General features: G+C 41.3%; 22 protein-coding genes and 1 tRNA gene. 5 read left to right on the plus strand and 18 right to left on the minus strand.

All coding sequences use genetic code 11. The features are described 5' to 3' along the window. Positions 1-603, plus strand: coding sequence for a TetR/AcrR family transcriptional regulator (locus TT13_RS08435; protein WP_027699575.1), 603 nt, complete (start codon positions 1-3; stop codon positions 601-603). A gap of 106 nt (positions 604-709) precedes the next feature. Here TT13_RS08435 and TT13_RS08440 read toward each other — a convergent pair whose 3' ends face one another. From TT13_RS08440 to mreB, 12 genes are all read right to left on the minus strand, one after another. Further along, positions 710-2,446: a septation ring formation regulator EzrA gene (locus TT13_RS08440; RefSeq protein ID WP_052348605.1), complete on the minus strand. Its 1,737-nt coding sequence runs from the start codon at positions 2,444-2,446 to the stop codon at positions 710-712. 300 nt (positions 2,447-2,746) lie between these two features. Beyond that, the gene (gene rpsD, locus TT13_RS08445) at positions 2,747-3,358 is read right to left on the minus strand and encodes a 30S ribosomal protein S4 (RefSeq protein WP_027699577.1); all 612 of its coding nucleotides are present in this window, start codon (positions 3,356-3,358) and stop codon (positions 2,747-2,749) included. A 238-nt stretch (positions 3,359-3,596) separates the two neighbouring features. After that, entirely contained in the window at positions 3,597-4,298 is a 702-nt protein-coding gene (locus TT13_RS08450; RefSeq protein ID WP_027699578.1) for a GntR family transcriptional regulator, read from the minus strand. A gap of 1 nt (position 4,299) precedes the next feature. After that, on the minus strand, positions 4,300-5,472 hold the full coding sequence (nagA, locus tag TT13_RS08455; protein WP_027699579.1) for an N-acetylglucosamine-6-phosphate deacetylase: 1,173 nt from the start codon (positions 5,470-5,472) through the stop codon (positions 4,300-4,302). 129 nt (positions 5,473-5,601) lie between these two features. After that, on the minus strand, positions 5,602-6,165 hold the full coding sequence (locus tag TT13_RS08460; protein WP_027699580.1) for an NUDIX hydrolase: 564 nt from the start codon (positions 6,163-6,165) through the stop codon (positions 5,602-5,604). A gap of 37 nt (positions 6,166-6,202) precedes the next feature. After that, entirely contained in the window at positions 6,203-8,158 is a 1,956-nt protein-coding gene (locus tag TT13_RS08465) for an ABC transporter ATP-binding protein/permease (RefSeq protein WP_027699581.1), read from the minus strand. Positions 8,159-8,301: 143 nt separating this feature from the next. Continuing rightward, complete coding sequence (locus tag TT13_RS08470) at positions 8,302-9,000, minus strand: hypothetical protein (protein WP_027699582.1); 699 nt, start codon at positions 8,998-9,000, stop codon at positions 8,302-8,304. A 129-nt stretch (positions 9,001-9,129) separates the two neighbouring features. Next, positions 9,130-9,201, minus strand: a tRNA-Glu gene (locus TT13_RS08475). A 106-nt stretch (positions 9,202-9,307) separates the two neighbouring features. Next, the gene (gene proC, locus TT13_RS08480) at positions 9,308-10,105 is read right to left on the minus strand and encodes a pyrroline-5-carboxylate reductase (RefSeq protein ID WP_027699583.1); all 798 of its coding nucleotides are present in this window, start codon (positions 10,103-10,105) and stop codon (positions 9,308-9,310) included. A 43-nt stretch (positions 10,106-10,148) separates the two neighbouring features. Beyond that, positions 10,149-11,342, minus strand: coding sequence for an FtsW/RodA/SpoVE family cell cycle protein (locus TT13_RS08485; protein WP_027699584.1), 1,194 nt, complete (start codon positions 11,340-11,342; stop codon positions 10,149-10,151). A gap of 18 nt (positions 11,343-11,360) precedes the next feature. Beyond that, entirely contained in the window at positions 11,361-11,570 is a 210-nt protein-coding gene (locus TT13_RS08490) for a DUF2969 family protein (RefSeq protein ID WP_027699585.1), read from the minus strand. 2 nt (positions 11,571-11,572) lie between these two features. Further along, the gene (gene mreB, locus TT13_RS08495) at positions 11,573-12,571 is read right to left on the minus strand and encodes a rod shape-determining protein (protein ID WP_027699586.1); all 999 of its coding nucleotides are present in this window, start codon (positions 12,569-12,571) and stop codon (positions 11,573-11,575) included. Positions 12,572-12,742: 171 nt separating this feature from the next. On the opposite strand from mreB, the gene TT13_RS08500 reads away from it, so the two are divergent. From TT13_RS08500 to TT13_RS08510, 3 genes are all read left to right on the plus strand, one after another. Then, positions 12,743-14,116, plus strand: coding sequence for a UDP-N-acetylmuramoyl-tripeptide--D-alanyl-D-alanine ligase (locus TT13_RS08500; RefSeq protein ID WP_027699587.1), 1,374 nt, complete (start codon positions 12,743-12,745; stop codon positions 14,114-14,116). 152 nt (positions 14,117-14,268) lie between these two features. Beyond that, on the plus strand, positions 14,269-15,063 hold the full coding sequence (locus TT13_RS08505) for an alpha/beta fold hydrolase (protein WP_027699588.1): 795 nt from the start codon (positions 14,269-14,271) through the stop codon (positions 15,061-15,063). 16 nt (positions 15,064-15,079) lie between these two features. After that, a complete protein-coding gene (locus TT13_RS08510) occupies positions 15,080-15,799 on the plus strand; it encodes a M15 family metallopeptidase (protein WP_027699589.1) in 720 nt (239 codons plus the stop codon). Between the two features lie 53 nt (positions 15,800-15,852). Here the strand turns inward: TT13_RS08510 and zwf are convergent, their stop codons facing one another. Beyond that, positions 15,853-17,316, minus strand: a complete 1,464-nt coding sequence (zwf, locus tag TT13_RS08515) for a glucose-6-phosphate dehydrogenase (protein WP_027699590.1) — start codon at positions 17,314-17,316, stop codon at positions 15,853-15,855. Positions 17,317-17,437: 121 nt separating this feature from the next. Next, on the minus strand, positions 17,438-18,958 hold the full coding sequence (gene glpK / locus TT13_RS08520) for a glycerol kinase GlpK (RefSeq protein WP_027699591.1): 1,521 nt from the start codon (positions 18,956-18,958) through the stop codon (positions 17,438-17,440). Positions 18,959-19,097: 139 nt separating this feature from the next. Here glpK and TT13_RS08525 point away from each other — a divergent pair, with 139 nt between their 5' ends. Further along, positions 19,098-20,249: an MFS transporter gene (locus TT13_RS08525; protein ID WP_052348606.1), complete on the plus strand. Its 1,152-nt coding sequence runs from the start codon at positions 19,098-19,100 to the stop codon at positions 20,247-20,249. Between the two features lie 82 nt (positions 20,250-20,331). Here TT13_RS08525 and TT13_RS08530 read toward each other — a convergent pair whose 3' ends face one another. The 4 genes from TT13_RS08530 to adhP all read right to left on the minus strand — a co-directional run bounded on the left by TT13_RS08530 (position 20,332) and on the right by adhP (position 24,501). Next, a complete protein-coding gene (locus TT13_RS08530) occupies positions 20,332-21,042 on the minus strand; it encodes a DUF4811 domain-containing protein (protein ID WP_027699593.1) in 711 nt (236 codons plus the stop codon). Then, positions 21,042-22,574, minus strand: a complete 1,533-nt coding sequence (locus tag TT13_RS08535; protein ID WP_045477036.1) for an MDR family MFS transporter — start codon at positions 22,572-22,574, stop codon at positions 21,042-21,044. The genes TT13_RS08530 and TT13_RS08535 overlap by 1 nt, the downstream gene beginning before the upstream one ends. Then, positions 22,574-23,020: a MarR family winged helix-turn-helix transcriptional regulator gene (locus TT13_RS08540; protein ID WP_027699595.1), complete on the minus strand. Its 447-nt coding sequence runs from the start codon at positions 23,018-23,020 to the stop codon at positions 22,574-22,576. Before TT13_RS08540 ends, TT13_RS08535 begins: the two co-directional genes overlap by 1 nt. A 434-nt stretch (positions 23,021-23,454) precedes the next feature. Then, complete coding sequence (adhP, locus tag TT13_RS08545; protein ID WP_027699596.1) at positions 23,455-24,501, minus strand: alcohol dehydrogenase AdhP; 1,047 nt, start codon at positions 24,499-24,501, stop codon at positions 23,455-23,457. Between the last annotated feature and the right edge of the window lie 58 nt (positions 24,502-24,559).

Below are 24,559 nucleotides of genomic sequence, written 5' to 3' on the forward strand. Positions count from 1 at the left end.
ATGACAAACAATCAAAGAAGACGCGGCGAAGACTTAAAAGCCGCCATTTATGAAGCTGCCACCTGGCTACTAGAAAATGAAGGTTATGAAAAGGTTACCTTCCAAAATGTAGCGCGCCGTGCGCACACAACTCGAAGTGTCCTTTATCGTTATTGGGACGATGTTTATACTTTAATCTATGAAGCTGCTCACTGGTATGCGCAGCAAAGCCCTGACTGGCAAGGAACTGTTATGGACGCTACCTTTAATTCTGGTAGCTTACGGCAGGATTTAATTGATATGCTCACCTTTACTCGAAAAAACGCCCATCGTTTCCCTAAGGGTTTCTTACCCTTTATCGCTTGGCAACAAACGCAAGGCCGAAAAGCCTTAGCTGAACAGATTGGTGGCATCACTACCGGTAATATTATTATTATCGAACGCATCCTTGCTCGGGCCCAGGAACGCGGCGAAGCACGTGAAGACATTCCGCAAAGTGCCAAACTGCTACCCTTCCAGCAAGCCCGCTATTTCATTATGTTTGAAGGGCAGGCCATGACAGATGATGAAACTAAAAATTTAGTTGATGAAATCCTTCTACCCCTCTACCAAAAAGTAGATTAAAAATCGCTTCCATAGTTTCGGTAAATGTTTTTTGAAAGCAAATTAAAACCCCATAAGTTGGAAAAAACAACTTATGGGGTTTTATTTGATTCAATTATTTTCTACTTTATTGATCACGTTCTTGAAAACCAGCGACTAATGCTTGTTGTTCTTGACGATAAATCTTAATTGTTGTATCAACAATTCCAGGCTCAAAGTTTTCTAACACCGTTCCCAAAGTAGCCAAGGCACGATCATATTCATATTGCTTTTCATAAAAATAACGAGCCTGTTGCGTTGCCTGTACAACTTCAGAATGATTTCGGTAATCCAAAGCACGTCTTACCAAACGTTCCGTAACCGCTGCATCCTCAATTAGCTTATCCGTTTTTTCCTTCAAAGTATCCATATCAGCAGTCACAATGCTTAGTTGACGCTGGGCGTCATCAACATTAACCCGTGTCAATGCTAACTGTTGCTTCAAACGTTGCAACTCATCGTTAGCGGCATAAAAAGCACTTAAATAACTATCTGGTACACCAGGTAAGCTTTGACGCTCAACATTACGCTGAATCTGTCGCAACTTATCAGTTAAGACCATCACTCGATTTCGGGTCTGCTTTAACAAGTTTGGCAACTCCTGCATGGTTTGCCACATCTCAAGCTGTTCTTGCTCAATCGTTGTTAAGCGCTCATTTGCTTCATTTTGTGGGGCTAACATCTCAGAATAAATTGCATCGTGCTTCTTAATTGCCTTTTCAATCTGCGTTAATTGCTTATCAACATTTGTCAGTTGAATATCCCAAGAACGGACCAAACCAGCTTCATCTTTAGAAAAAACAAAATCTTGATTTAAGCGATCTAGCTCAATATATAAATCATGATTTTGCCGCTTATTATGGTGCCAATAAGCGCGCAAATTTTCTTGATTAGCCAAAACTTCGCGTTGGGCGTTGCCTTCACGTTCAAGAATTTCATAGAGATCTTCAATTCGTGCTTCAAGCTGATTGTTACGCTCGGCAACTTTCTTTAAAGTCAACTCGGCAAGTAAGTCCAAATTTTGGTCGCGGTCTTTTTTTATCGCCGCAATTTCATCTGAAATATCTTCTACAAAACGGAAGCCAGCTGCAAGCATAGCTTCATAGCTATTCTGGATTTCATCAAGTTGGGCTGGAATCTTTTGATCCAACACTTCGAAAAGTGGTGGAATACTCTCAATCCGCTCTTCCAATTGGGTCGTTTCCATCCCCAACGTTTCATAGATGCCAGAAGCGGTCGCATGATCCCCTTCTTCGGTCAAACGTGAGAAATCAGCAAAATCATCTTCCAACGAACCTAAGATTTCTTCTAGTTTTTCAACCGCTGGGCCAAAATTAAAATTCTGTGACAGCAGTGTCTTACGAAGTGCTTGATACTTACTTTCAAGCTCCTTAACAGCTTCTTTATGCGCTTGATCCAATTCAGCTAAATCTTGCAAGCCTTGGGTAACAGTTGCAATAGTTGACTCAGCATTAGCCAACAAGTCCTGTAATGTCCGCATTTCACGACGGGTTTTTACAAAATTTAAGCCTTGTGATTCATATAAAACTTCATTCGCTTGATTATCAATTGCATTGAAACCAGCAGATTCTAATTTATTATAACGGTCTTCTAATGTCTGAAATTGTTTAAGCGTTTGTCCGGTCAAGCTCATCTTACGACCTTCAACTAAGCGGTCACGCATTGGAATTTCCGCTAGTTCAGCTTTATGTGCCAACCATTTAGCTACCTTACGGGCAGTCAAACGCTGTGATATAAAAATTGCTAAGTAAATTGCCGCCGCGATCACGATGACGCCAATCACAATATGTCCTATTTGTGTCATATACATTTTTCTAGTGGTGTCCCCTGACCACAACTCCTTTTACTTCGGAATAATACTAAATACAGCCTATCACGCCTGCCACTTACTGCGTTATTTTCTAAAAATTCTTAGTGCTTGCTTTGGGAGTTTAATATTTACTTAATAATACTAAACGCAACAATTTGAACACTAGGCATAAAAATCATCTTTTACGACTTCATTGTCCGATAGAATGACCCAAATATTGTATGTATGTTAAAAAAAGGCCATAGCTACCTAAGTAGTTATGGCCTTTTTTAACAAGCAAGTAGTGATAAAGAATTATCCCAACTTGTTGTAGTATTCAACGATAAGACTTTCGTTAAAGTCACCATCGATTTCAGAACGCTCTGGCAAGCGTACCAATGAACCCTTAAGGTTCTCTTTGTCCATTGACAAGAATGGCAATACACCAGCTTGTGCTTCAACAGAAGCAAGAATGTAAACATTCTTAGCTGACTTCTCGCGAACAGAAACTTCTTGTCCAACCTTTACTTCGTATGAAGGAATATCAACGCGCTTACCATCGACCAAAATGTGACCGTGGTTAACCAATTGACGTGCTTGTTGACGCGTTGAGGCCAAGCCCAAACGGTAAACAATATTATCCAAACGACGCTCCAACAAAGCCAAGAAGTTCTCACCATGAGTTCCCTTACGGATCTTACCAGCTTTGTTGAATAAATTGTGGAATTGACGCTCAGTCAAACCGTATGAGAAACGTACCTTTTGCTTCTCACGCAATTGTGTTCCATAATCTGAAATCTTTGCACGACGGCCGGCACCGTGGTCTCCAGGTGCATAGTTACGACGAGCAATTTCTTTACCCGTACCTGACAATGATACGCCTAAACGACGTGAGATACGGAACTTAGGTCCAGTATAACGTGACATATAAAATGTCCTCCAGAATTTATTTTGTTGAGTTCTAGAGAGCTAACTCGTATTCGTGCAATTTATCGAACGTTCACCGCTGCAGCGCGGGTACTAGTACCTATTAATGCTTTTAAACATTGATGATAAATTGTTGACGAGCTTACGGTTACCCCGCTGCAGTTTTCAACACTTTTACTATGGTAACAAAAAAGCTTACGCAAGTAAACTCTTACGCAAGCTTTTCGTCAATTTACGTTTAATGTTCAAAATAAAATTCGAATCTTGAACCAACGTATTGTGTCCGCACGTACTCAAAAGGTTGATTATTACCATCAAAAGAAACTTGTCGCATGATTAAAACCGGATCGGCTCGCTTTATATCAAGTAATTCGGCCACTCGCTCATTAACTGCCGCCGCCGTCACGGTTTGTTGCGCCCGAGCTACATGAATATTGCGTTCTTGTCCCAAGGTTTCATACAAAGAGCTGGTCAACTCTTCACGGGTCAGCCCCTCTACCAAGGCAGCCGGAATTGAGGCAACTTCAAATGCAATTGCTTCATTGTCACCATACCGAACTCTTTCCATTCTTAATACATCAGCGTTTTCAGCTAAATTTAAATGGGCAACTTCAGAAGCAGAGGCTTTCCCAATATGATAAGTAATTGTCTTTGAACTGGCTTTTTTACCGGCTACTTTCATCAGTTCTGTAAAAGACATCACACCATTCAAACGGTCTTGTACTTTTTGTTCCGCAACGTAAGTCCCTGAACCCACACGACGATCTAAAACACCTTCCTCAACCAATAGCATAATTGCTTGGCGCAAAGTCATCCGTGATACGTCAAATTGTTCCGCTAATTCACGTTCCGCTGGAATCTTATCACCTGGTGCCCAACGTCCGGCATCAATCGCTTCACGAATCTCATCATGAATCGAAATGTAAATGGGTGCTGCCATTTTAGGCCTCCTTTATTACCAGGTCCTGCTTTGAAAAATGCCGTCCCATTGAATAGGTCGCCAGTAAACTTAGATTCCCATCAAATACATTCATATCAGCATCTTTACCAATCCGCAAAGTCCCTTTTTGTGTCAAACCAAACTCAACCGCTTGGTTTACTGCCGCCATTTCTACTGCTTCTTGTATCGAAGCACCTGTAAAGTTAATTATATTTCTAAAGGCATCATCAAATTCTAACACTGACCCAGCCAAAGTACCATCTTCCAAACGTGCCTGCTTATCTTTCACATAAACCGTCTGGCCACCCAATTCAGATACACCATCACCCAGGCCTTTGGCCCGCATTGAATCAGTGATTAAATCAATCCGCTTTGCCGACTTCAACTTATAAGCTAGCTTCACCATATCAGGGGCTACATGGAACCCATCAACGATTAATTCGGTCCGGATACTATCCTCCAACATTGCATGCCCAGTTACACCAGGATCACGATGTTTCATTGGCCGTTGCGCATTATACAAATGAGTAATGTGATTTGCCTTTGAATTGTTCTGTAAAAACTCGCGACTAGCATTTGAATGACCGATTGAACCAATAATATTATGCGCTAATAGGTATTCTTCAAAGCCCGCCAAATCATCTGCCTCCTCAGGTGCGTAGGTGATTAAGCGCACCCGATTACCAGATAATTCATTCCATTGTGCAACCAAGTCGGCACTAGGTGCAATAATATATTGTTCTGGTTGTGCTCCTTTATAGTGCGGGCTAACAAAAGGACCCTCCAAATGAACCCCGACAATTGCGGGCTCTTCAGCCGCTGCTGCGTTAATCGCCCGCATTGCTTGACTGATTGATTCTGTTGATTGCGTCATTGTTGTTGGAAAAACGGTTGTAATTCCTTCAGTAATCTGACTGCGCACCATTTTAACTAGGTCGTCTTGATTACCATCCATAGTGTCAAACCCATACGCCCCATGTGTATGTACATCAATAAACCCAGGTACAATTACCTTCCCCGTTAGGTTAATGACTTCATCCCCCGCAGCTGGCACATAGTCAGCCATGGTACCGATTGCTTCAATTTGTTGATTGAATCGTACGTACCCATCTTTAATTACGGCTGGATCAGCTTCACCGGTATAGAACGTTGCATGTGTTAAAACCGTTGTCATTTCATTTGCCTCTTTTTTAAAGATTTTATACTCTTAATTGTAATGGTCTAGTCCAATTTTATCAAGTTATCCCACCTAATTCGCATAAAAAATAAGTCCTTCTTATTTAAGAAGAACTTATCTATACAACTAATTGTTTTTTATTCGCTCAATAATTTTAGTGTAGATTACTTGCATCTCAGGCTCAGTTGTTTTGGTCAAAAATTCTTCCAAACTCAGCCAAGCAATTCCTGCCGTTTCATCTGCATTCAATTTCAGTGAATTACTATCATCAGCTTCAAAAAGGAAAGTAGCATTCAAATGTAAATGAGCCGATACATAACCACGACTCCGATGCCGATGTGCTGCTACTGTAATCATTTCCAAAGAAATTGGAGTTGTTTGTAATGGTCGAACAGCCACTAAACCACTTTCTTCATAGAGCTCCTTTTTTGCTACTGCTAACAAATCTGGATTCCCGTCAGCATGACCGCCCAGCCAACCCCAACTTTGATAAATTTTATGAAAAACGGCTAGCACATGATCGTGCGCTTGATTTAAAACAAAGGCACTGGCTGTAAAATGAGCCAAGCTATTCCGTGTCAAACTCTGTTTATCTTGCGCTGCTTTTAGAAAAAATGGGTAATCAGCCTGCTCTTGTTCTGATTGTGGCTGATAATTCACCAATAAGCTCTGCAAGTCATCATTTGTCATCAAAATCCACCCCTTTATTTGCCTATATTCTAAGGTTTTAGTCGGCTGAAAGTGCATCAATAGGATTCAACTTGGCTGCCCGTCGTGCTGGCAAAAGTGCCGCAACATAGGCAATTACAATCGCTAGTATTAACGTTGTAATAATATTAGTTAGTGAAAGCTGAATCATATCAAACTTAGCAATTTTGTACAAAACATTATTCAAAATTGCACCCAAACCAAAGGCCAAAATCAAAGCCAAAATATATGAGAAGAAGCCAATCAAAAGTGACTCAGCTGTAAATAGACGTCGCACATCCTTCTTGCTTTCGCCAAGGGCACGTAGGATACCAATTTCTTTAGTTCGTTCTGAAACTGACATAAACATAGTTACGATAATCATCAAAGCTGAAACAACCAATGAGATTCCAGCAATTGCTGCAAGAACGGTCGTTGCTAGTGTCACAATCGTGTTAATTGTTCCTAAGATATCACCAATCGTAATTGCATTAAATTGTCGCTTACCATCCTGTTTGATTGCATTAATTTTCTTTGCAACACTATCAACATTCTTAGCATCATTAACCTTAACGGTCACCATTGCTGCATCTGTACTTGCACCAACGGACTTATTAGCTGCTTGGACCGTTTGATAGGTCGTCAAATTAGTAACTTGGTTGTGTCCAAAATCAGCAACCCCTGAGATAGTCAATTCACGTGATACAGGCACTGGAGTACCGTCAGCTTTAGCAGCGACCCAGGTAACTGTAACCTTTTTACCAACAATTGACTTCCAATCCTTGCTTGAATACTGCTTAGCCACAGTATTTTTATCAACAACCATTTCATCTTTACCAGGTTTAGTTCCAGCCTTAATGATTTTAGTTTGATATGAGGCTGACCAAGTTGACATGTTATTCAAAGCATAGGTCGTTGTTCCAAGGCGGAACTGACCATTTGCCAAAACATAGCCTGGTTCAGCTTGCTTTACATGGGTTAGGTCTGCCAACTGCTTAACTTGACTATTCGAAATTGTTAAACTACCTTCACCTTGACCAGGACGTTGGCTATTTGCATTTTTACTATAACGTTGAACCGTTACCGCCGTTGGGTTAGCCAATGAATTAACTTGGTCGGCAATATAGGCTTTAATTCCATTACCTAGTCCAGAGAAGAGCATTACAGCGAACAAACCAATTGCGGTCCCCAACATAATTAAAGAATTGCGCCAGAAAGTATACCGCAGATGCTTAAATGCATTACTATATGAAGCGCTAGCCTTTAATGGTCGATCAGCAATTTGCACATTATCGGTTGGTACTGGGTAGGCTGGCTTTAAGCGTTGGTCACCATCAATCTTACCATCGGCTAAATGCACAATCCTTGTTCCATGATTAGCAACCTCTTGGGAATGCGTAACCGCAATTACCAACTTGCCTTCTTTAGCAATTTCTTCTAATAGGGTCAAAACTTCAGCTGTGTTTTGTGAATCTAGGGCTCCAGTTGGCTCATCAGCAATAATAATCTTGGGATCAGCTGCGAGTGCACGGGCAATCGCCACACGTTGCTTTTGTCCACCTGATAGTTGATTTGGATGCTTCTTCATCTGGTCGCCTAGACCGACTCTTTCAAGCAACTCAGTTGCTCGATTGATTCGTTCCTTTTGACTTAGGTTAGTCATTTCCAGAGAAACCAATACATTATCCAAAACTGTAAGATGACTAATCAAGTTATAGGCTTGATAAATATAACCAATCGTTCCACGACGATACTCATCAAGTTGCTTCTCTTTTTTATGATCTAACAAGGTTCCTTCAAAAGTTACCTCACCATCAAATTCACGGTCCAGACCACCAATGATGTTCATCAAAGTGGATTTTCCACCACCTGACTCACCCAAAATCGAAACAAACTCACCCAATTCAAATTCTAGGTTAATACCTTTTAAAACTGGGAACTCTTCTTTCCCCAAAAAATAAGACTTTTGAATATCTCGTAAAGTCAAAAAAGCCATTTCCTGCCTCCAGATCAAACTCGTTTTTTATTTAATATAGCTAATAGCTTGGAGTGATTATACCATTCTGATAAGGCAAAGCAAACAAAAGCTAATAATATTTGTAATTTATCTGAATACTAAAAAAGCCACCATTACGGTAGCTACTTTAACAAGGTTGGGTCTGCAGTTGATAGTTGTGATAAGTCCATACTATTAGTTAGTTGAGCGCCACTAGTTTGATAATTTGCCAACAATTGTTCAGCACTAATTGTCCCGCCCATTACCCAAGTAACAGCACTTAGAGGAATCGGACTACCATCAAGCGTCCCGTTATATTGTGGTGTATAAATCGTAAAGGTCTCATCACCATTATCAATAATCTTACGTGTATCATTAATCCAGCCACCAAGACTAGCTGTACCTGCGCCATGCGTCGTCCGAATATAGATAACGCCACCACTTTGTCCCTCAGCAACGGCAAAAGTTGCGGCTGGATCTGCATTGCCGCCCCAAGCCCACTGAGTTAAAATTGCCAACTGACTCCGCTGCCCTAGCTTCTCAAAAGCCGAATTATTTGATGTAGCACTGCTTTTTGAACTACTAGCTTTCACCTGCTGCTCGGCCTTTTTGCTACTGGCTCTAGCACTTGATTCTGATTTAGCCTTAGAACGTTCACTAACTTGCTTCTCACTAGCACGTTGCGAGCTGCGCTTAGCAGATGCCGCTTCTCGGCTTTTTTCAGCGGTCTGATGCTGATTAAGCAACACTGCGCTCACGATAATTACTAAACCTATCGCTAAGATGCTCAACCAAATAATCAATCGTTTGTGCTTACGTTGCTGATTCTTTTCACTCCGCATCAGTCCAACCTCATAATTCATTAGTTTAATGGCCTAATTCTAACATATTTAGCGCTATACCTTAGACTCAAATTAAATACAAAAAAATCTTCTAAATACTTAATTAAAGTACTTAGAAGATTTTAGTCATAGCCCTTAAGAGAATCGAACTCTTGTTGCAGGAATGAAAATCCTGTGTCCTAACCACTAGACGAAAGGGCCATTAGGTTTTGTGTTAACGACTTGCGCCGTAACAACAAAATCTATAATACCAGCTATTTTTAGCCTTGGCAAGCTTTTTATTGATTTTATTTTAATAAAAGTTTTTTTATTCAGCTGCCGCGTTTTTTTGCATCGTTGCTTGGATAGTTTGCAAGATTAATTCGTTGAAATTACCAGCTTGCATTGCATCCCAACCAGCTGCCGTTGAGCCACCAGGTGTCATAACTGAATCCGCTAGTTGCGTTGGTGTCATCTGCAAAGTATTTAAGTGTTCAACGGTTCCTAAGATGGTTTGCTTAGCCAAATTTAATGCCGTCTGACTGGCTAAACCATTCGCTACCCCTGCTTGGGCTAAAGCATCAACAAAGCCAGCTACAAAAGCAGGCCCTGAACCAGCTAAGGCGGAAACTGCCCCAAATTGAGCTTCTGGTAATTCCTCAGCTCGGCCTAAAGTCAAGAATAGTCCTGCAATTGCACCACGAGTCTCATCATCAAAAGCCGAACCAAAAGCTAGGGCCGTATAACCACCGCCAACGGCAACATTAACATTTGGCAAAGTGCGGACAATTAGGGCTTGCTGTCCCAAAGCAGCATGTAACTTATTCAATGGTACACCGCCCAAAACCGAGGCAATGATAAGACCCGGCTTGTTCGCCAACAGTGGCTTAATCTCAGCAGCAACGCTCTCTAATGCCTCAACTGGTGTTGCTAAGACCAACATATCAGCCTTTGCCACCAAATCAGCTGGACTAGCAACTGCTTCTACCCCTTCAAGCTCAGCGGCCACTTTTTGTGCTGACCTTGGTGAATAAACTAATTGGCTTAGTTCTTCACCAACTGAACTCCATCCACGCATCATTGCTTGTGCCATGTTTCCCGCACCAATAAAACCAATTGTTAACATGCTAACTCCTCCTGCTTATTCCCCATTGTTAAATTGTATTTAGTTAAGCAAAACCATTTTGGTTTGACAAACTATACGTTCGATGATGATAGCGCATTGACATAATCAGGCCAATTCCAATCATATTACCAATTAAAGCTGAACCACCTTGTGAAATAAATGGCAATGGGATTCCCGTCAACGGTACTAACCCGATGTTCATACCAATATTTTCAAAAATATGGAAGAGTAACATCATAATTACTCCAGCTGCAATGTAGGCATAGTACTGATTTGATGTATCACGTACCACCCGATAAATTTGGTAAAACAACAGCATATATAGTAGCAACAATAAAGCTGACCCAATAAAGCCATAATTTTCACCAATTACCGAGAAAATCATATCTGACTCGCGGACCGGCACATTGACATGCGATACGTTAAAGCCCGTCCCGTAAACACCACCTGAACCAATTGCTTTCATGGCTTGCCATAATTGATAACCTGAATTTGAGGTGTCAGCACTTGGATTCATCCAAGCATCCACACGCGCAAATTGATAGGCTTGAAAACCAAGGCCACCAAGAATCCGGCGACCCCAATTTTGCGTAACCAACAAAATCACGACTGTCCCTAAGACACCGGCTGCACCAAAAATTGGTCCTAAAATCTTCCAAGTGATTCCCGAAACTAAGACCATCCCAGCAGTAATTGCTAAGAAAACCAACATCGTTCCAAAATCATGTTGCGCCAAAATCAAAATTATCACTGGGAGCACCCAGTAAATAATTTTAAGAAGCAACTTACGGTCTGATTGAACAGTATGCTCTGCATACTGAGTATTATGCTTAGCAATTACCCGCGCTAGCATTACAATTAGCGCCGGCTTCATAATTTCGGATGGTTGAAAGGTTAGCGAACCAATCGCAAACCACGATTTACCACCAGTTGTAGCGTAATAAGCTCTTGAATAAAAGACTAAGACCGCCAACATTAAAAAGATACCAAAGCCGAAAATATATGGTGCAATTCGCCAGAGCTGTTCTGAATCAAAACGCATAATTACCAAAATGGCAATAATTCCTAATACATACCAAATCCCCTGCATCGCCACCATCCGCGCAACACTCACAACTTGTGAATCATGCGAAGCAGCAACAAACAAGGAGGTTAAACCGATTAAGGCCAACATCATTACGACGAAGATAATCCCCCAATCAATCTCACCTTCTGCTTTAAAAAAGCGTTTAAACATAATGCCCCACCTTATCAATTAATGGTGCAAGTTGTACTCGGCAATCAGCAAACTAACCGCTTCATCGAAAGACTTAGCAGTTGCTAGGCGTTTGTCAGCGTACTCTACTTGCAAGGGTGTCTTAGCTTCGTTAATTGTTCCTAAGCGTACCTTATTGACCATTACTTCGCTTAAATCATTACTTAACTCGTTGATTTCAACGGCTACTGGTTTATTATTTCTTGCCATGATTACCTCCGCTTGCTCTCTTTCATCTGTTTCATATTCTCAAGAAGTTCGCCGGCACCCCGGGCAACATTATCCAAAGGATGATCAGCAATCATTACTGGAACGCCAAGCTTTCCGGCAATCAAAGTATCAATCCCCTTCAAAAGCGCACCACCACCAGTCATCACAATTCCGCGATCAATAATATCTGAGGCTAGTTCTGGTTGAATTTCAGCCAAAACATCGTGTGATGCTTTAATAATTTGCGCTAAAGTGTCGTGCATTGCTAACTCAATCTCATTTGCATCAAGTTCAATCGAACGTGGCATACCAGTGAAATTATCACGGCCACGAACTTCCATCTTCTGCGGTTCCTCTTCAGGAATCGCTGTACCAATCTCAATCTTAATTTGTTCAGCCGTCCGTTCACCAACTTGCAACCCATGTTCATTCTTCACATAAGAAGCAATATCATGATTTAGTCGATCACCAGCAACCCGAATTGACCGTGATGAGACAATATCACCAAGTGATAGTACTGCAATATCTGATGTACCACCACCCATATCAATCACCATTGAGGCAATTGGTGCAAAAATATCAAGACCGGCACCAATCGCAGCAACTTTTGGCTCATATTCTAGATAAACCTTAGCTGCGCCGGCTTTTTCAGCGGCCTCCATAATTGCTTTGCGCTCAATTTCGGTAATATTTGTTGGTGCAGCAACCATGATGTTTGGCCGTGATAGCGCACTCTTAACTCCAAGCTTACCAATAAAATAATTTAACATTGCCTCAGTCATGTCAAAATCAGAGATAACTCCATCCTTTAATGGACGAACGGCCCGAATATTATCAGGTGTTCGACCAACCATTTGATAGGCCTCGGTTCCAACTGCTAAAACTTTTTCCGTCTTTGTATCAACTGCCACCACTGATGGCTCATTTAAAACAACACCTTTATCCTCGACGTAAACAAGGACATTTGCCGTTCCTAAATCAATGCCGATTTCCTTGGCCATGATCTACTCACCCCTAAATTTATTTAATAACTTCATATCTGGTCACAATGCAGAGTGGCCGCTATTTTCAATTATAGCAGAGCCTTGTCATATTTTAACCTTTCATTTGCTCAAACTAGCATAAACCCGTAAAATTAAACTAATCAAAGATAATTAAGGAAGCATACCATGATCAAATTAAGCCTAGCTGAAATTAAAGATGTCCTACATGCTAAAGTACTTAATGAAAAGCCTGTTGAAATAACCAACACAACTTTTGACTCCCGTAAAGCAACAAGCGGTAGTCTTTTCGTACCGTTGGTTGCTGACCATGACGGGCATAATTACATTCAAGCTGCTGTAGCTGAAGGTGCCATAGCAACCTTATGGCAAAGTGATCATTTGGCTCAAGCACCTAAAAATGTACCCACCATTATTGTTAGCGACACATTGGTTGCCTATCAAACTTTAGCCGCTTACTATCTGACTAAAGTCGCACCTAAAGTTGTAGCAATTTCTGGTTCTAACGGTAAAACGACTACCAAAGATTTAGTAGCCGCTATTGGTGCCACCACCTACAAAACATTTAAAACCCCGGCTAATTTCAATAACGAAATTGGTGTCCCTAAGACGATTCTATCAATGCCTACTGATACTGAGCTTTTAGTTATTGAATTTGGTATGGACCGACCAGGTGATTTAACCCACTTATCAGAGTTAGTCCATCCTGACATTACCGTTTTGACTATGATTGGTGAAGCTCATATCGAATTTTTCAAAACCCGGGCCCATATTGCCGATGGAAAAATGGAAATTATTAATGGCATGAAGCCCAATGGGGTCTTAATCTATAACGGGGATGAGCCACTGCTTCAAGAGCGGGTTAATCAACATCCAGACCTACAAAGCGTTACCTTTGGTCTGAATGACCACGATGATTTTTTTGCTAGCGAAATGGATATGTCACCCGTCCAAACAACTTTCCAAACTAACCAAAGTGACCGTCGTTTCTCGATTCCACTTACTGGTCGCTATAACGTCGCTAATGCTCTAGCTGCAATCGCAGTTGGTCGCCAGCTAGCAATTGATTACGACCAGATTGCATTGGGCCTCCAACATGCTCCGATTACTGAAAACCGCACCGAATGGGTTGATGGTAGTTTTGGTGGGAAAATTTTGTCTGATGTCTATAACTCAAATCCAACTGCTGCCAAAGAGGTCCTCAATTTCTTTACCGAAGTGCCAACTGATGGCGACCACGTTGTTGTCCTAGGTGATATGCTCGAACTAGGTAGTGTGGGGCCTAAACTTCACGCAAGCTTGGCTGATTCACTTGATCCACAACGTATCCAAAGAGTTTACTTAGTTGGTGACATTATTAAAGCTTTGGCCGAACAGCTAGCCGATAAGTATCCAGCTGACCGAGTTAAATTGTATGCAAATGATGAAAAATCTGCCTTGGTAAGCGAATTAAAGGCGGTCTTGACCCGTGATGATATGCTACTACTTAAAGCTAGCCACGGAATTCATTTAGAAGAAGTTCTGCGTGAAATCATCGAACGCTAAGTTGTATCGCGTAACCTTGATAACAAAAATTTTAATAAAATACGATTCAATCAAAAGACTGACACAAGGCTTGTGTCGGTCTTTTTTTACTGCTAATTATACCCAACTGCGCTAGAATAGAGGCACTTAGATAAAAATAAAGGAGCCCCAGCATGCCAGAATTTATAACCAGCGATCAGGTCACAATCCATTATCATGATTATGGCGGTCAACTTAAACCTGCAGTTATTTTGCTGACTGGATATTCATCAAGCGAAGTTACCTGGTATTATCAAATCGAACCCTTGCTAGCTGCTGATTATCGGGTGATTACCTATGATCATCGTAGTCATGGCCATAGCTCTCAGGTAACTTATGGACTAACGGCTGCTCGCCTAGCCGTCGACTTACATGAATTAATGAATGTACTTGATTTAGAAACAGTAACTTTAGTTGGCCATTCAATGGGTGCTGTCATTGCCATGACTTATGAAACGCTATTCACCGACCAACGTTTACGGGCTGTTATCACAGAAGACCAAACACCAACCATTTTGCAAAAGACCAATTGGCTCGATGGTCAAACTGGCTTAACCTTTGCTGAAATCCCCGATTTCATGCAACGCCTCCCACAATTACATTTAATGGCCCACCCCCTATCACAGGCTATGAAGCTAACAATGCAGCCCTACAATATGCCTTTTAATTTTCAAGTGGGTCAAACGCTCCTATTAGATACCATTGCAGCAGACTGGCGGGCTACGCTGTCACAAGAACGCATCCCACACCTCTTTATTGCGGGGGCAAAATCACCGCTTTACCCAGCTGAACATGCTAACGCCGCCTGCCAATTACAAAAAAATAGCTTATCAGAAGTTAAAATCATCCCCGATGTTGGTCACATCCCCCATTTAGAAAATGTTGACTTATTTAATACCACGCTACTCAACTTTTTAGCAAAATTATAAAATGTAGGAGGCAACCATGGATATTAAGCAAGCTATTCCAGTGCAAACTATTTGGAATCGTCAGACAATTTTTTCATTACCGATTAATGAACAAGCAGAGTCATTAGTTTCCGTCAGTTATTTACCAGAAAAGATTATCGTTAGTCCGCAGTATTTTATTCAAGGCATTGCAGGCGCTTTACCTGAAATTTTCTTACGTTCTGGTGCTTTTAAACACTTGGTCAAGGCCGCACATAGCCTGCCTACTGGTTATAAACTGGTCGTTTTTGATGCTTGGCGCTCGATTGCTACACAACAAGCTTTATTTGACAGCTATCAACAGCAACTTGCCAAAGCTAATCCAACTTGGTCAGCTAGTCAACTTGAAGTAGCAACCTTGCGCATTGTCGCCTTACCATCAACCTTAGCCACCAAGCCTTCCCCGCATAATACCGGTGGTTCAATTGACCTATCAATTGTCGACCCACAAGGCCGTTTGTTGGAGATGGCCTCACCTTTTGATGATACTAGCAACTATGCCAAAACGAGTTATTTTGAAGAAAATCAACCAACCAGCCCAAGTGAAGTGACAGCCCGCAATAATCGGCGCTGGCTCTACCAGATAATGCTTGCTGCGGGTTTTACTAATTATCCTGAAGAATGGTGGCACTATGATTTTGGTAATCAAAATTGGGCCTATCAAAGTCAACAAAATCAGGCAATTTATGGTGCAACGCAACCTAACTTCCCTTGGTAAATTAAAAAGGTCAACCACTATATCAAGTGGTTGACCTTTCTTCTTATTATTGATTAGCCTTTAAAGACCCAAGCATTTCCGTCACGCGCCAAAAGTTCATCTGCTGCATCAGGTCCCATTGAACCTGAAACGTAGTTAGGGAAATCTTCATGCTTTGCATCCCAAGCTTCTTGAATTGCATCGACAAACTTCCAAGCAATTGCCACACCATTCCAATCAGCAAAGTTAGAACCATTACCATCCATGGCATCATGAATCATACGCTCGTATGGTTCTGGTGTAACTCGTTGGTCTTCTTCAGAAACTTGCCACTGCAAATTAATCATACGCGTCAAGAACTCTGAAGTTACATCCTTAGCATTAAGCTTAAATTCAATCTTACCCTTAGGATCAATCAAAATTGATAGGACTGGGTTACCTAATTTAACATCACCACCAAAGATATTCAAGCCTTGCTTAAAAACAATATCTACACGTGTTTGCTTAGCAGCTAGACGCTTACCTGAGCGGATATAAAATGGTACGCCCTCCCAACGAGGCATAGCAAATTGTAGTTTTCCAGCTACAAAAGTATCATTTTGTGAGTCAGCTGGTACATCCAATTCATCAAGATACTTTTTTTGACTACCATCAGCGCTTTCACCATACTGACCGCGAACAAAGTTCTCTTCAACGCCAGCAGCATCATAAATCTTTAATGAATTGAAAGCTGCATTCTTAGCTGCCCGAATTGCCGTGTCAGTAAATTCACTGGGCTTCTCCATTGCTAACCAACCAATGATTTGCATAGTGTGGTTTTGAATCATATCCCGCAAAGCACCAATTGTGTCATAGTAACCAGCCCGCTCTTCAACACCCAAAACTTCAGCTAAAGTAACCTGTACATTTTGGATGTAATCCTTATTCCAGGCTGCATCAAATAGTGGATTACCAAAACGGACCGCTGCAATGTTTTGAACCATCTCTTTACCAAGATAATGATCGATTCGGAAAATTTGCGCCTCATCAAAGGCTTGTGACAATTCATTTTGTAGATCTTCGGCAGTTGCATAAGATGAACCAAATGGCTTCTCAATCATCAAGCGGTTAAATTGACCGTTCTCAGTAATCAAGCCCTCTGACTTCAAGAATTTAGCAACCGTTCCAAAGAAGCGTGGTGCAACTGACATATAGTAAATACGGTTACCTTGTAATTCATACTTAGCATCTAGCTCATCATTTAAAGCTTTCATTGCTGCATATGAACTTTGATCGGTAATATCTTGCTTAATATAAGTGAAGTGTGAAATAAATTCCTCAGCATTAGCCTCATCTTCAACAAAGCTGGCGATTGACTCACGGACAACCTGATGAAATTCTTCTTTAGTCAAGTCTGCACGTGATGTTCCAACTACCGCAAAGTGCTCTTGCAAAAAGCCCTTTTTAAAAAGGTTATAGGTTGAAGGGTATAGCTTACGTTTAGCTAAATCACCTGTTCCACCGAAAAATGTCAACAACGTCGTAATCTCTGCGGGCATGTTACTTCTCCTCTGTGCGTTTATGCAAAATCTAAATCATTAAGTAAATGTAAACGTTTCCGTTCAACAGCTATATTATAAAACTTTTTTCAAAAATAAGCTATATCCATGTAAATATTTTTCATCGATTACTATCATTATTCCCAAAATATTGGGTTGCCCGGATTGCCCGTTGCCAACCATCAATTAAATTATCCCGATGTTGAATCGGCATTGCTGGATAAAACTTACGACCATCATCAATCAAATGTTGTAGATTTTCAAGTGATGACCAATAGCCAATCGCTAAACCAGCTAGAAAGGCAACCCCTAGAGGCGTTGTATCTTCGTCTGTCGCACGCTTAATCGTCACTCCAGTTACATCAGCCTGAAATTGCATTAGATATGGATTACGTGCAACTGAACCATCAGCCATAATTGTATGAATATTTCCTGTGTACTCATCGGCCATAATTTCCAAAATATCAGCCGTTTGGTAGGCCACTGACTGTAAGGTTGCTTTGATAAAATCATTCCGGTTAGTTCCTCTAGTCATCCCAAAGACAGCACCACGCGCATTCGGATCCCAGTAAGGTGCACCTAAACCATTAAATGCCGGAACAACGTAAACTTCATCTTCGTTTGTCGAAGCCTCCGCGGCCTCCCAAGCATCTAATTGAGTATCAATAATATCCAATTCATCATGCAGCCATTGTAGTGCCGTCCCAGCCGCAAAAACAGACCCTTCTAAAGCATAAACCGGCCGATCACCTATTTGATAAGCAATTGTTGTAACCAAATTCCGCTTTGAGGTTACAGGTTTACTACCAGTATTAAGCATCATGAAAGCACCAGCACCATAAGTACTTTTTATCATCCCCGGTTTAACAGCTAATTGACCAACTAGCGATGCGTTTTGATCACCAATAACACCGGCAATTGGTACACTACCACCAAAGAAGCGCATCGGATTAGTATTGCCAAAAATTTGGCCACTCGGCTTAACAATAGGTAGCATACTTTTAGGAATATTAAATAATGCCAATAGCTCGTCATCCCATTCAAGCGTATTAATATTAAACAGCATCGTCCTTGAAGCGTTTGAAATATCAGTAGCATGGATTTCGCCATCTGTTAAATTCCAAATTAGCCAAGTATCTACCGTACCAAAGAGTAAGTCACCGGCTTCAGCCAGTGCTTGTGCACCTTCTACGTGGTCAAGAATCCATCGAATCTTGGTTGCTGAAAAATATGTTGATAGTGGTAACCCCGTTTTTTCGCGAATCAAATCCATATGTGCTTGATCAGCAAGAGCTTCTGCAACTTCTTGTGATTGAATCGAAGACCAGACAACTGCATTATAAATAGGCTGTCCAGTACGTTTATCCCAAATAATCGTTGTTTCACGTTGATTAGCAATCCCAACTGCTCGAATTTCATCACCACGTACTCCAGCTTGGATTAACGCATCTGCAATCGCTGTTTGGACAGAACTCCAAATATCTAAGGGACGTTGTTCTAACCAACCAGTCTGTGAAATAAGCGATGTCAACGGCGTTGTTTGCGTCGTAACTCGCCGGGCGTTATGGTTGAAAACCACTGCCCGCGTTCCGGTGGTGCCTTGGTCAATTGCCAAAATATACTCAGGTTTCTTTATTGCCATCCTCAATTACCTTCCTACTCAACATGCTCACTTTTTAAGTATAACAAGAAGTAAAACTATGCTAAACTCAAATTTATAATCTTAACTAAAAATCGGAGGATTTATGTCTCAATTATCGGAAGCTGATAGATCGCCCAAAATGCAAAGCGAAATTAAAGCCCCTGTTCTATACATTGCAAATTTAATTCAAAGCACAGGTGCTTCGCTACTTTGGCCAATCACAACCCTTTATATGCACAATGAGTTAGGCGAAAGCATGACCAATGCCGGTATCGTTTTAATGGCTATGTCATTATTAATGATGCTTGGTTCCTGGTTGGGGGGCCGTTTATTTGACCGCTGGAACCCCTATCTTTCAATGGTGTTTGCTGTTTCTATTTCTTTACTTGATTTAATTGCCTTAACCTTTTTCCATGACTGGCCCATTTTTGCCATTTTACTTAGTTTGCTTGGCTTTACCGACGGTATTATTTATGCTCTCCTAAACGCCTTTGCTGCTAGTATCAAATCAACTGATTTGCGCCGAGTTTTCAACATGCAGTACCTTTTCTTGAACGTAGGTGTGGTAGTCGGTACGGCTGGGGTCGGCTTTATCTTCAACCATGGTATTGCCTTTGTCTTTGCAGCGGCTAGCTTAATGTACATTGGATTTCTATATATGGTTATCCGTTATTTCAAAATTGAAGGACTTCAACGGCGTGCCAATTTAACAGCACACACCAAACGACTTAAATTGCACTGGCCACGTCTAGTGTATGCTTTATTGGGCTTGGTTTTCGCTATTTATATGGGTTATGTCCTTTGGGAAACCGTCGTTGCTAGTCATATGGTGGCAATGGGGCTTTCAACTGAACAATATTCCTTCCTATGGACCCTAAATGGTTTAATTATTATTGCTGGTGGTATTTTACTTGACCGTGTGATTGTTAAAATTCCATTCAAAGTTTCCGTTTTAGGTGGTAGTTTTCTGTTCGCAATCTCTTTTATCGGGCTAATTTTTGCCCACAGTTATTGGGACTTTATTTTCGCCTTTGTTATCTTAACCATTGGTGAGATGTTTGTTTCGCCACAAGTTCCCGCTTGGATTGATCGAATTAGTAGTCCGGAAGCTCGGGGGCAAGCCCAAGGTTTAATCACCATGTTTATTTCACTTGGACGCGCGCTTGGCCCAGTCTATGGTGGCTTGATGATTGACCACGGTTCTTACAACATCCTCTTTGCTTCAATTTTTGTTATTATTACTGCCTTCATTGGTTTGGCCTGGCTTCTATCCAAGCCAAAACTAAATTAGCCCAGCAAGTTTCAGCCAAGTCCACGGATTTGGCTTTTTTTGTTTACAAAAAAGCCCACCTATCTGGTGGACTTTTGATAAATTAATTAATTCCCAAAGCTTGCTTAATTGCTGAAACTTGCAACTTAGCATATGCAGTTGGATCTGATTTAGCTAGTGCTTGCATTTGCGCAGCCTTCGCTGGGTCAGCCGCTGCTTGTGCTTGCATCTGTGGAGCAAGCTTTTGTAACTTAGCAACTTGTCCGGCTGTCAAAACGAGCCAAGTGTCTTTTGGTACTTCAACTACAGTTGCTTGCTTAACCAAACGATGATTTTCAGTTCCCCAATCGAATAAGGCTTTCGTCATTGCTGATGAATAAGTCAATCTGGTCGTTTTGGTAACCGCCTTCGCCGTCGTTGTATCTGTCAACTTATAGGTAGCTGATTTCTTAACCGCAGTCACAATCTTATCAATTGAACTAGCATTAGGTTTGAAATTAACTGATGGTTTCTTTTCGTTAGCTGATGTTCGATAAATTAGCACGTAATTATTAGTGCCCTGACCAATTTCAGCCTTAATCATCATACCGTATGGTGCTGATGTCTCACCAGCAGTGTAAATATTTTTAGTTGTCGTTGTTGTAACTTCCTTCATACCCCAGTTTTGAGAGATATGCATCGTCAGTATTAAAACTGAGCCGGAGAGTAGCAACAATGAGATAGTTCCTGCAATAATACGGCCGCTTAGTGGTTTAACAACCACTAAACTTACATAGGTTGCAATCGCAAATAGAACAATTAATAAAATAATCATTATGCAACATCCTCCTTTGCCAAATCACGAGGCTTGTGCTTACCTTGTAAGAACATTGCAATAATCAATGCTAAGAGCGCAAAGACGGTTCCCAACATAAATGATGCATGATAACCATTCAACATTGCCGTAATCATCTTATCAGCGTATTGCAATGGGTTGGTTACCTTCAAATGCTTGGCTGGTTCTGAATTTGTGATAATATTTTGCGCAACTGATGATAATAATGCCACCACAACAGCTGACGCTACTTGACGTGCCGTGTTATTTGAAGCCGTACCATCAGCTGCACTCTCACGTGGCAAAGCATTCATCGCCGAAGCAGTCATTGGCATGAAGACCATGGCAACTCCGAACATCCGAACCGCATATAGCACGGTAATGTAGATATTTGATGTTTCAGCCGTTAGGAACATAAATGGTAGCGTTCCAATGGTCAAAATTGTAGCTCCGACTAAGGCCAAGCGACGGGCACCAACTTTATCATAGGCCATACCAGAAATTGGTGACATGATTCCCATCATCAAAGCACCGGGCAATAGAGCCAAGCCTGATTGAAGGGCTGTCAACCCATGCACTTCTTGCATGTACAAAGGTAGCATCATTTCGACACCCATCATGGCCATCATAATCAAGGCGGTCACGATTGTGGTCAAAGTAAATTGCTTAATCTTGAAGACGCGCAAATCCAAGAAAGGCTTCTCCATATGCAATTGTCGGTAGGCAAATAAGATGATAATTACAATACCAGCAACAATTGGTGCAATAACTGTTGTCAGGTTACCCCAACCGTCTGAGGCAACATTAGTAAAGCCAAGCAAGAATAGACCGAAGCCTAAAATTGTTTCAACAAATGAGATGATGTCTAGCTTAACATTCCTGTTAGGCAAAACATCGTGCAAGATAAATGGACTAGCCAACAAAGCCAAGCCCAAAACAACCAAAGGCAACAAGAAAATCGTGCGCCATGAATTTGAAAGCGTCAAACCCAAAATAACGTGGTTTTGGTTTAAAATCCAACCAGCAAAGGTAGGTCCAACGGCTGGTGCCAAGCCAACAACTAAGCCGGCCATTCCCATCGCCTTTCCCATTTCCTTTGGCGTGTAGATGTTAACGAAAACAACTTGCATCAAAGGCATTGAGATACCAACCGCGCTAGCTTGGATAATCCGTCCGGCCAAGAAAATCCACCAAGTTGATGGCTTAGGATCTGGTGCTGAAAATGAAATTAAAATTCCAATAAATAATGCTAAAAATGCAACCATGTACAACTTACGAGTTGAAAACTTTGTTGCTAAATATGCTGAGACGGGCACCATCACACCGTTGGCAAGCAAGAACCAAGTTGTTGCTTGTTGGGCGGTTGCCATTGTGATGTTATAGTCCTTCATCAAAGCAGGTAATGTGGTTCCTAGAACCGTTTGCATCAACATACCAGCAAAGGTAGCAATCAAAATCAGTAGTACCATTGCACCACGATTAAAAGGCTTACCATGTGTGTCTAGCATTTGAGCCTTTTCTACTTCTGCCATCAGACTTCCTCTTTTCCTTCTTCTACTTCAATTCCTAGTTTTAAAAACAATTCAAGACCTTCAACAAAGGCTGCTGCTTTCTCTGGACCCATTTGTTCAAAGATATGCGCTGCCCGACTAAGAGCCACTTCAATTGCCTTTTTCACTTCAACTTGCCCCAATGGTGTCAAAGTAACCAGGATTTTACGGCGATCAGTTTTAGAAATTTCGCGTTTAATCATGTTTCGTTCTTCAAGTCCATTCAAAACTGTGGCAATTCGCGCACTACTTAACCGTGCATGTGCAGCTAAATCACTTGGTACGACTGCTTCATTAGCATGCTTGTACAAATAAGTTAAAATCATTTGCTCACCATGCGCGTATTCACTCAGGCGCATCATTACCCCTTTAGTCTGCTTGTTCTTAACACAAGCAAAAAAACGTTCTGCTAGTTCTTGATATTCCATGTCCGCTCCTTTCATCTGCTCCCCAAATTAATTAACACTGTTAGCTATTGTAGGGGGTTACCTTTATAAGGTCAATAGCTTTTTTTAATGTAAACGTTTTTATTGTGTTTTTGGTGCTAATTTGTTAGTACTACTTAAGTAGTACTAACAAAAAACGTCGAAGCATTCCTCAGCGTTCTAAACTTTTCAAAAATCAACAAATCATACATGATTTTGAGCTTATTATCCTGGCATGATGATAAGCCCACTGCTATTGTTCTTGCTATGGTAATCAAAGATGCTAAGTTTTATAAATTTGTAAAATCAAAGCAGCTACATCTGAGAGGCTTTTTAATTACTACCATATAAAGCAAGCTATACAAAAAAGGCCTACCAACTTGGTAGACCTTTTTTCGTGCTAAGTTAAATTGCAGACCAATTTAACCTTGCTATTTTTACATTTTAGTAAAATCAAAGACCATGCGACCAGTAATTTTACCATTCTTCATTTCATCAATTACGTCATTAATATCACGAATATCGGCACGTGTTACGATTGGCTTAACTTTACCTTCAGCACCAAACTGGAAGGCTTCCTTCAAATCTTCACGAGTTCCAACCAAAGAACCACGTACTTCAATTCCGTCCAAAACAGTCTTAACAACATTCAAGCCCATATCACCTGATGGTAAAGCAACAGCTACCAACTTACCCATTGGGCGCAAAGAAGCGATTGATTGGTTAAAAGCAGTTGTATTAACAGCTGTAACTTGCGCATTATGCACGCCACCAACTTTTTCTTGGATTACAGCTGGTACATCCTCAGTCTTACGGTTAATTAGCAATTCAGCGCCCATTTCCTTGGCAGCAGCCAGCTTATCAGGGTTTCCATCAACTGCAACAACGTGAGCACCGAAGACATTGTGAGCATATTGGACTGCCAAGTTTCCAAGACCACCAGCACCAACAACTGAGACCCACTGACCAGGCTTAGTTTCACCAACCTTTAATGACTTATACATCGTTACACCAGCACAAGTAATTGATGAAGCTTCCATTGGGTCCAAGCCCTCTGGTACCTTAACAGCATACTTAGCATTTACAACGACTTGTTGTGCCATAGCACCGTCAACTGAAAAGCCGGCATTACGAACCTTACGGCAGAAAGTTTCATTTCCAGAATTACAATACTCACAATTACCACAGGCATCATAGAACCAAGCAATTGAAACGCGATCACCAATCTTCAAATAGTCATCAGCCCCTTCTGCCAACTTAGTAACCCGACCAACACCTTCGTGACCAATTACACGACGGAAAGGTCGTGGGTTGATTGTTGATGGATCACCAAAATCGCCCCCAGCAACGTGTAAGTCTGTGTGACATAGACCACTATACTCAACATCAACCAAAGCTTCTCCGAAACTTAATGCGCGGGGCTCCCAGTTATCGATTAAGTCTACATATCCATCCAAGTTCTCGCGTACAACAGCTGCTTTCATCATTTTTCTCCTTCATGGAATTAGAAATTTGTTTTTCTCTATCGGATAAATTGTAAAA

This window comes from Weissella oryzae SG25 (assembly GCF_000691805.2).
Classification (GTDB): domain Bacteria; phylum Bacillota; class Bacilli; order Lactobacillales; family Lactobacillaceae; genus Weissella; species Weissella oryzae.

Bases quoted from the DNA above. Each gene is read 5' to 3' on its own strand.
- TT13_RS08435 (WP_027699575.1), top strand. From the start codon at position 1: ATGACAAACAATCAAAGAAGACGCGGCGAAGACTTAAAAGCCGCCATT.
- TT13_RS08440 (WP_052348605.1), bottom strand. From the start codon at position 2,446: ATGACACAAATAGGACATATTGTGATTGGCGTCATCGTGATCGCGGCG.
- rpsD (WP_027699577.1), bottom strand. From the start codon at position 3,358: ATGTCACGTTATACTGGACCTAAGTTCCGTATCTCACGTCGTTTAGGC.
- TT13_RS08450 (WP_027699578.1), bottom strand. From the start codon at position 4,298: ATGGCAGCACCCATTTACATTTCGATTCATGATGAGATTCGTGAAGCG.
- nagA (WP_027699579.1), bottom strand. From the start codon at position 5,472: ATGACAACGGTTTTAACACATGCAACGTTCTATACCGGTGAAGCTGAT.
- TT13_RS08460 (WP_027699580.1), bottom strand. From the start codon at position 6,165: ATGACAAATGATGACTTGCAGAGCTTATTGGTGAATTATCAGCCACAA.
- TT13_RS08465 (WP_027699581.1), bottom strand. From the start codon at position 8,158: ATGGCTTTTTTGACTTTACGAGATATTCAAAAGTCTTATTTTTTGGGG.
- TT13_RS08470 (WP_027699582.1), bottom strand. From the start codon at position 9,000: ATGCGGAGTGAAAAGAATCAGCAACGTAAGCACAAACGATTGATTATT.
- proC (WP_027699583.1), bottom strand. From the start codon at position 10,105: ATGTTAACAATTGGTTTTATTGGTGCGGGAAACATGGCACAAGCAATG.
- TT13_RS08485 (WP_027699584.1), bottom strand. From the start codon at position 11,342: ATGTTTAAACGCTTTTTTAAAGCAGAAGGTGAGATTGATTGGGGGATT.
- TT13_RS08490 (WP_027699585.1), bottom strand. From the start codon at position 11,570: ATGGCAAGAAATAATAAACCAGTAGCCGTTGAAATCAACGAGTTAAGT.
- mreB (WP_027699586.1), bottom strand. From the start codon at position 12,571: ATGGCCAAGGAAATCGGCATTGATTTAGGAACGGCAAATGTCCTTGTT.
- TT13_RS08505 (WP_027699588.1), top strand. From the start codon at position 14,269: ATGCCAGAATTTATAACCAGCGATCAGGTCACAATCCATTATCATGAT.
- TT13_RS08510 (WP_027699589.1), top strand. From the start codon at position 15,080: ATGGATATTAAGCAAGCTATTCCAGTGCAAACTATTTGGAATCGTCAG.
- zwf (WP_027699590.1), bottom strand. From the start codon at position 17,316: ATGCCCGCAGAGATTACGACGTTGTTGACATTTTTCGGTGGAACAGGT.
- glpK (WP_027699591.1), bottom strand. From the start codon at position 18,958: ATGGCAATAAAGAAACCTGAGTATATTTTGGCAATTGACCAAGGCACC.
- TT13_RS08525 (WP_052348606.1), top strand. From the start codon at position 19,098: ATGCAAAGCGAAATTAAAGCCCCTGTTCTATACATTGCAAATTTAATT.
- TT13_RS08530 (WP_027699593.1), bottom strand. From the start codon at position 21,042: ATGATTATTTTATTAATTGTTCTATTTGCGATTGCAACCTATGTAAGT.
- TT13_RS08535 (WP_045477036.1), bottom strand. From the start codon at position 22,574: ATGGCAGAAGTAGAAAAGGCTCAAATGCTAGACACACATGGTAAGCCT.
- TT13_RS08540 (WP_027699595.1), bottom strand. From the start codon at position 23,020: ATGGAATATCAAGAACTAGCAGAACGTTTTTTTGCTTGTGTTAAGAAC.
- adhP (WP_027699596.1), bottom strand. From the start codon at position 24,501: ATGAAAGCAGCTGTTGTACGCGAGAACTTGGATGGATATGTAGACTTA.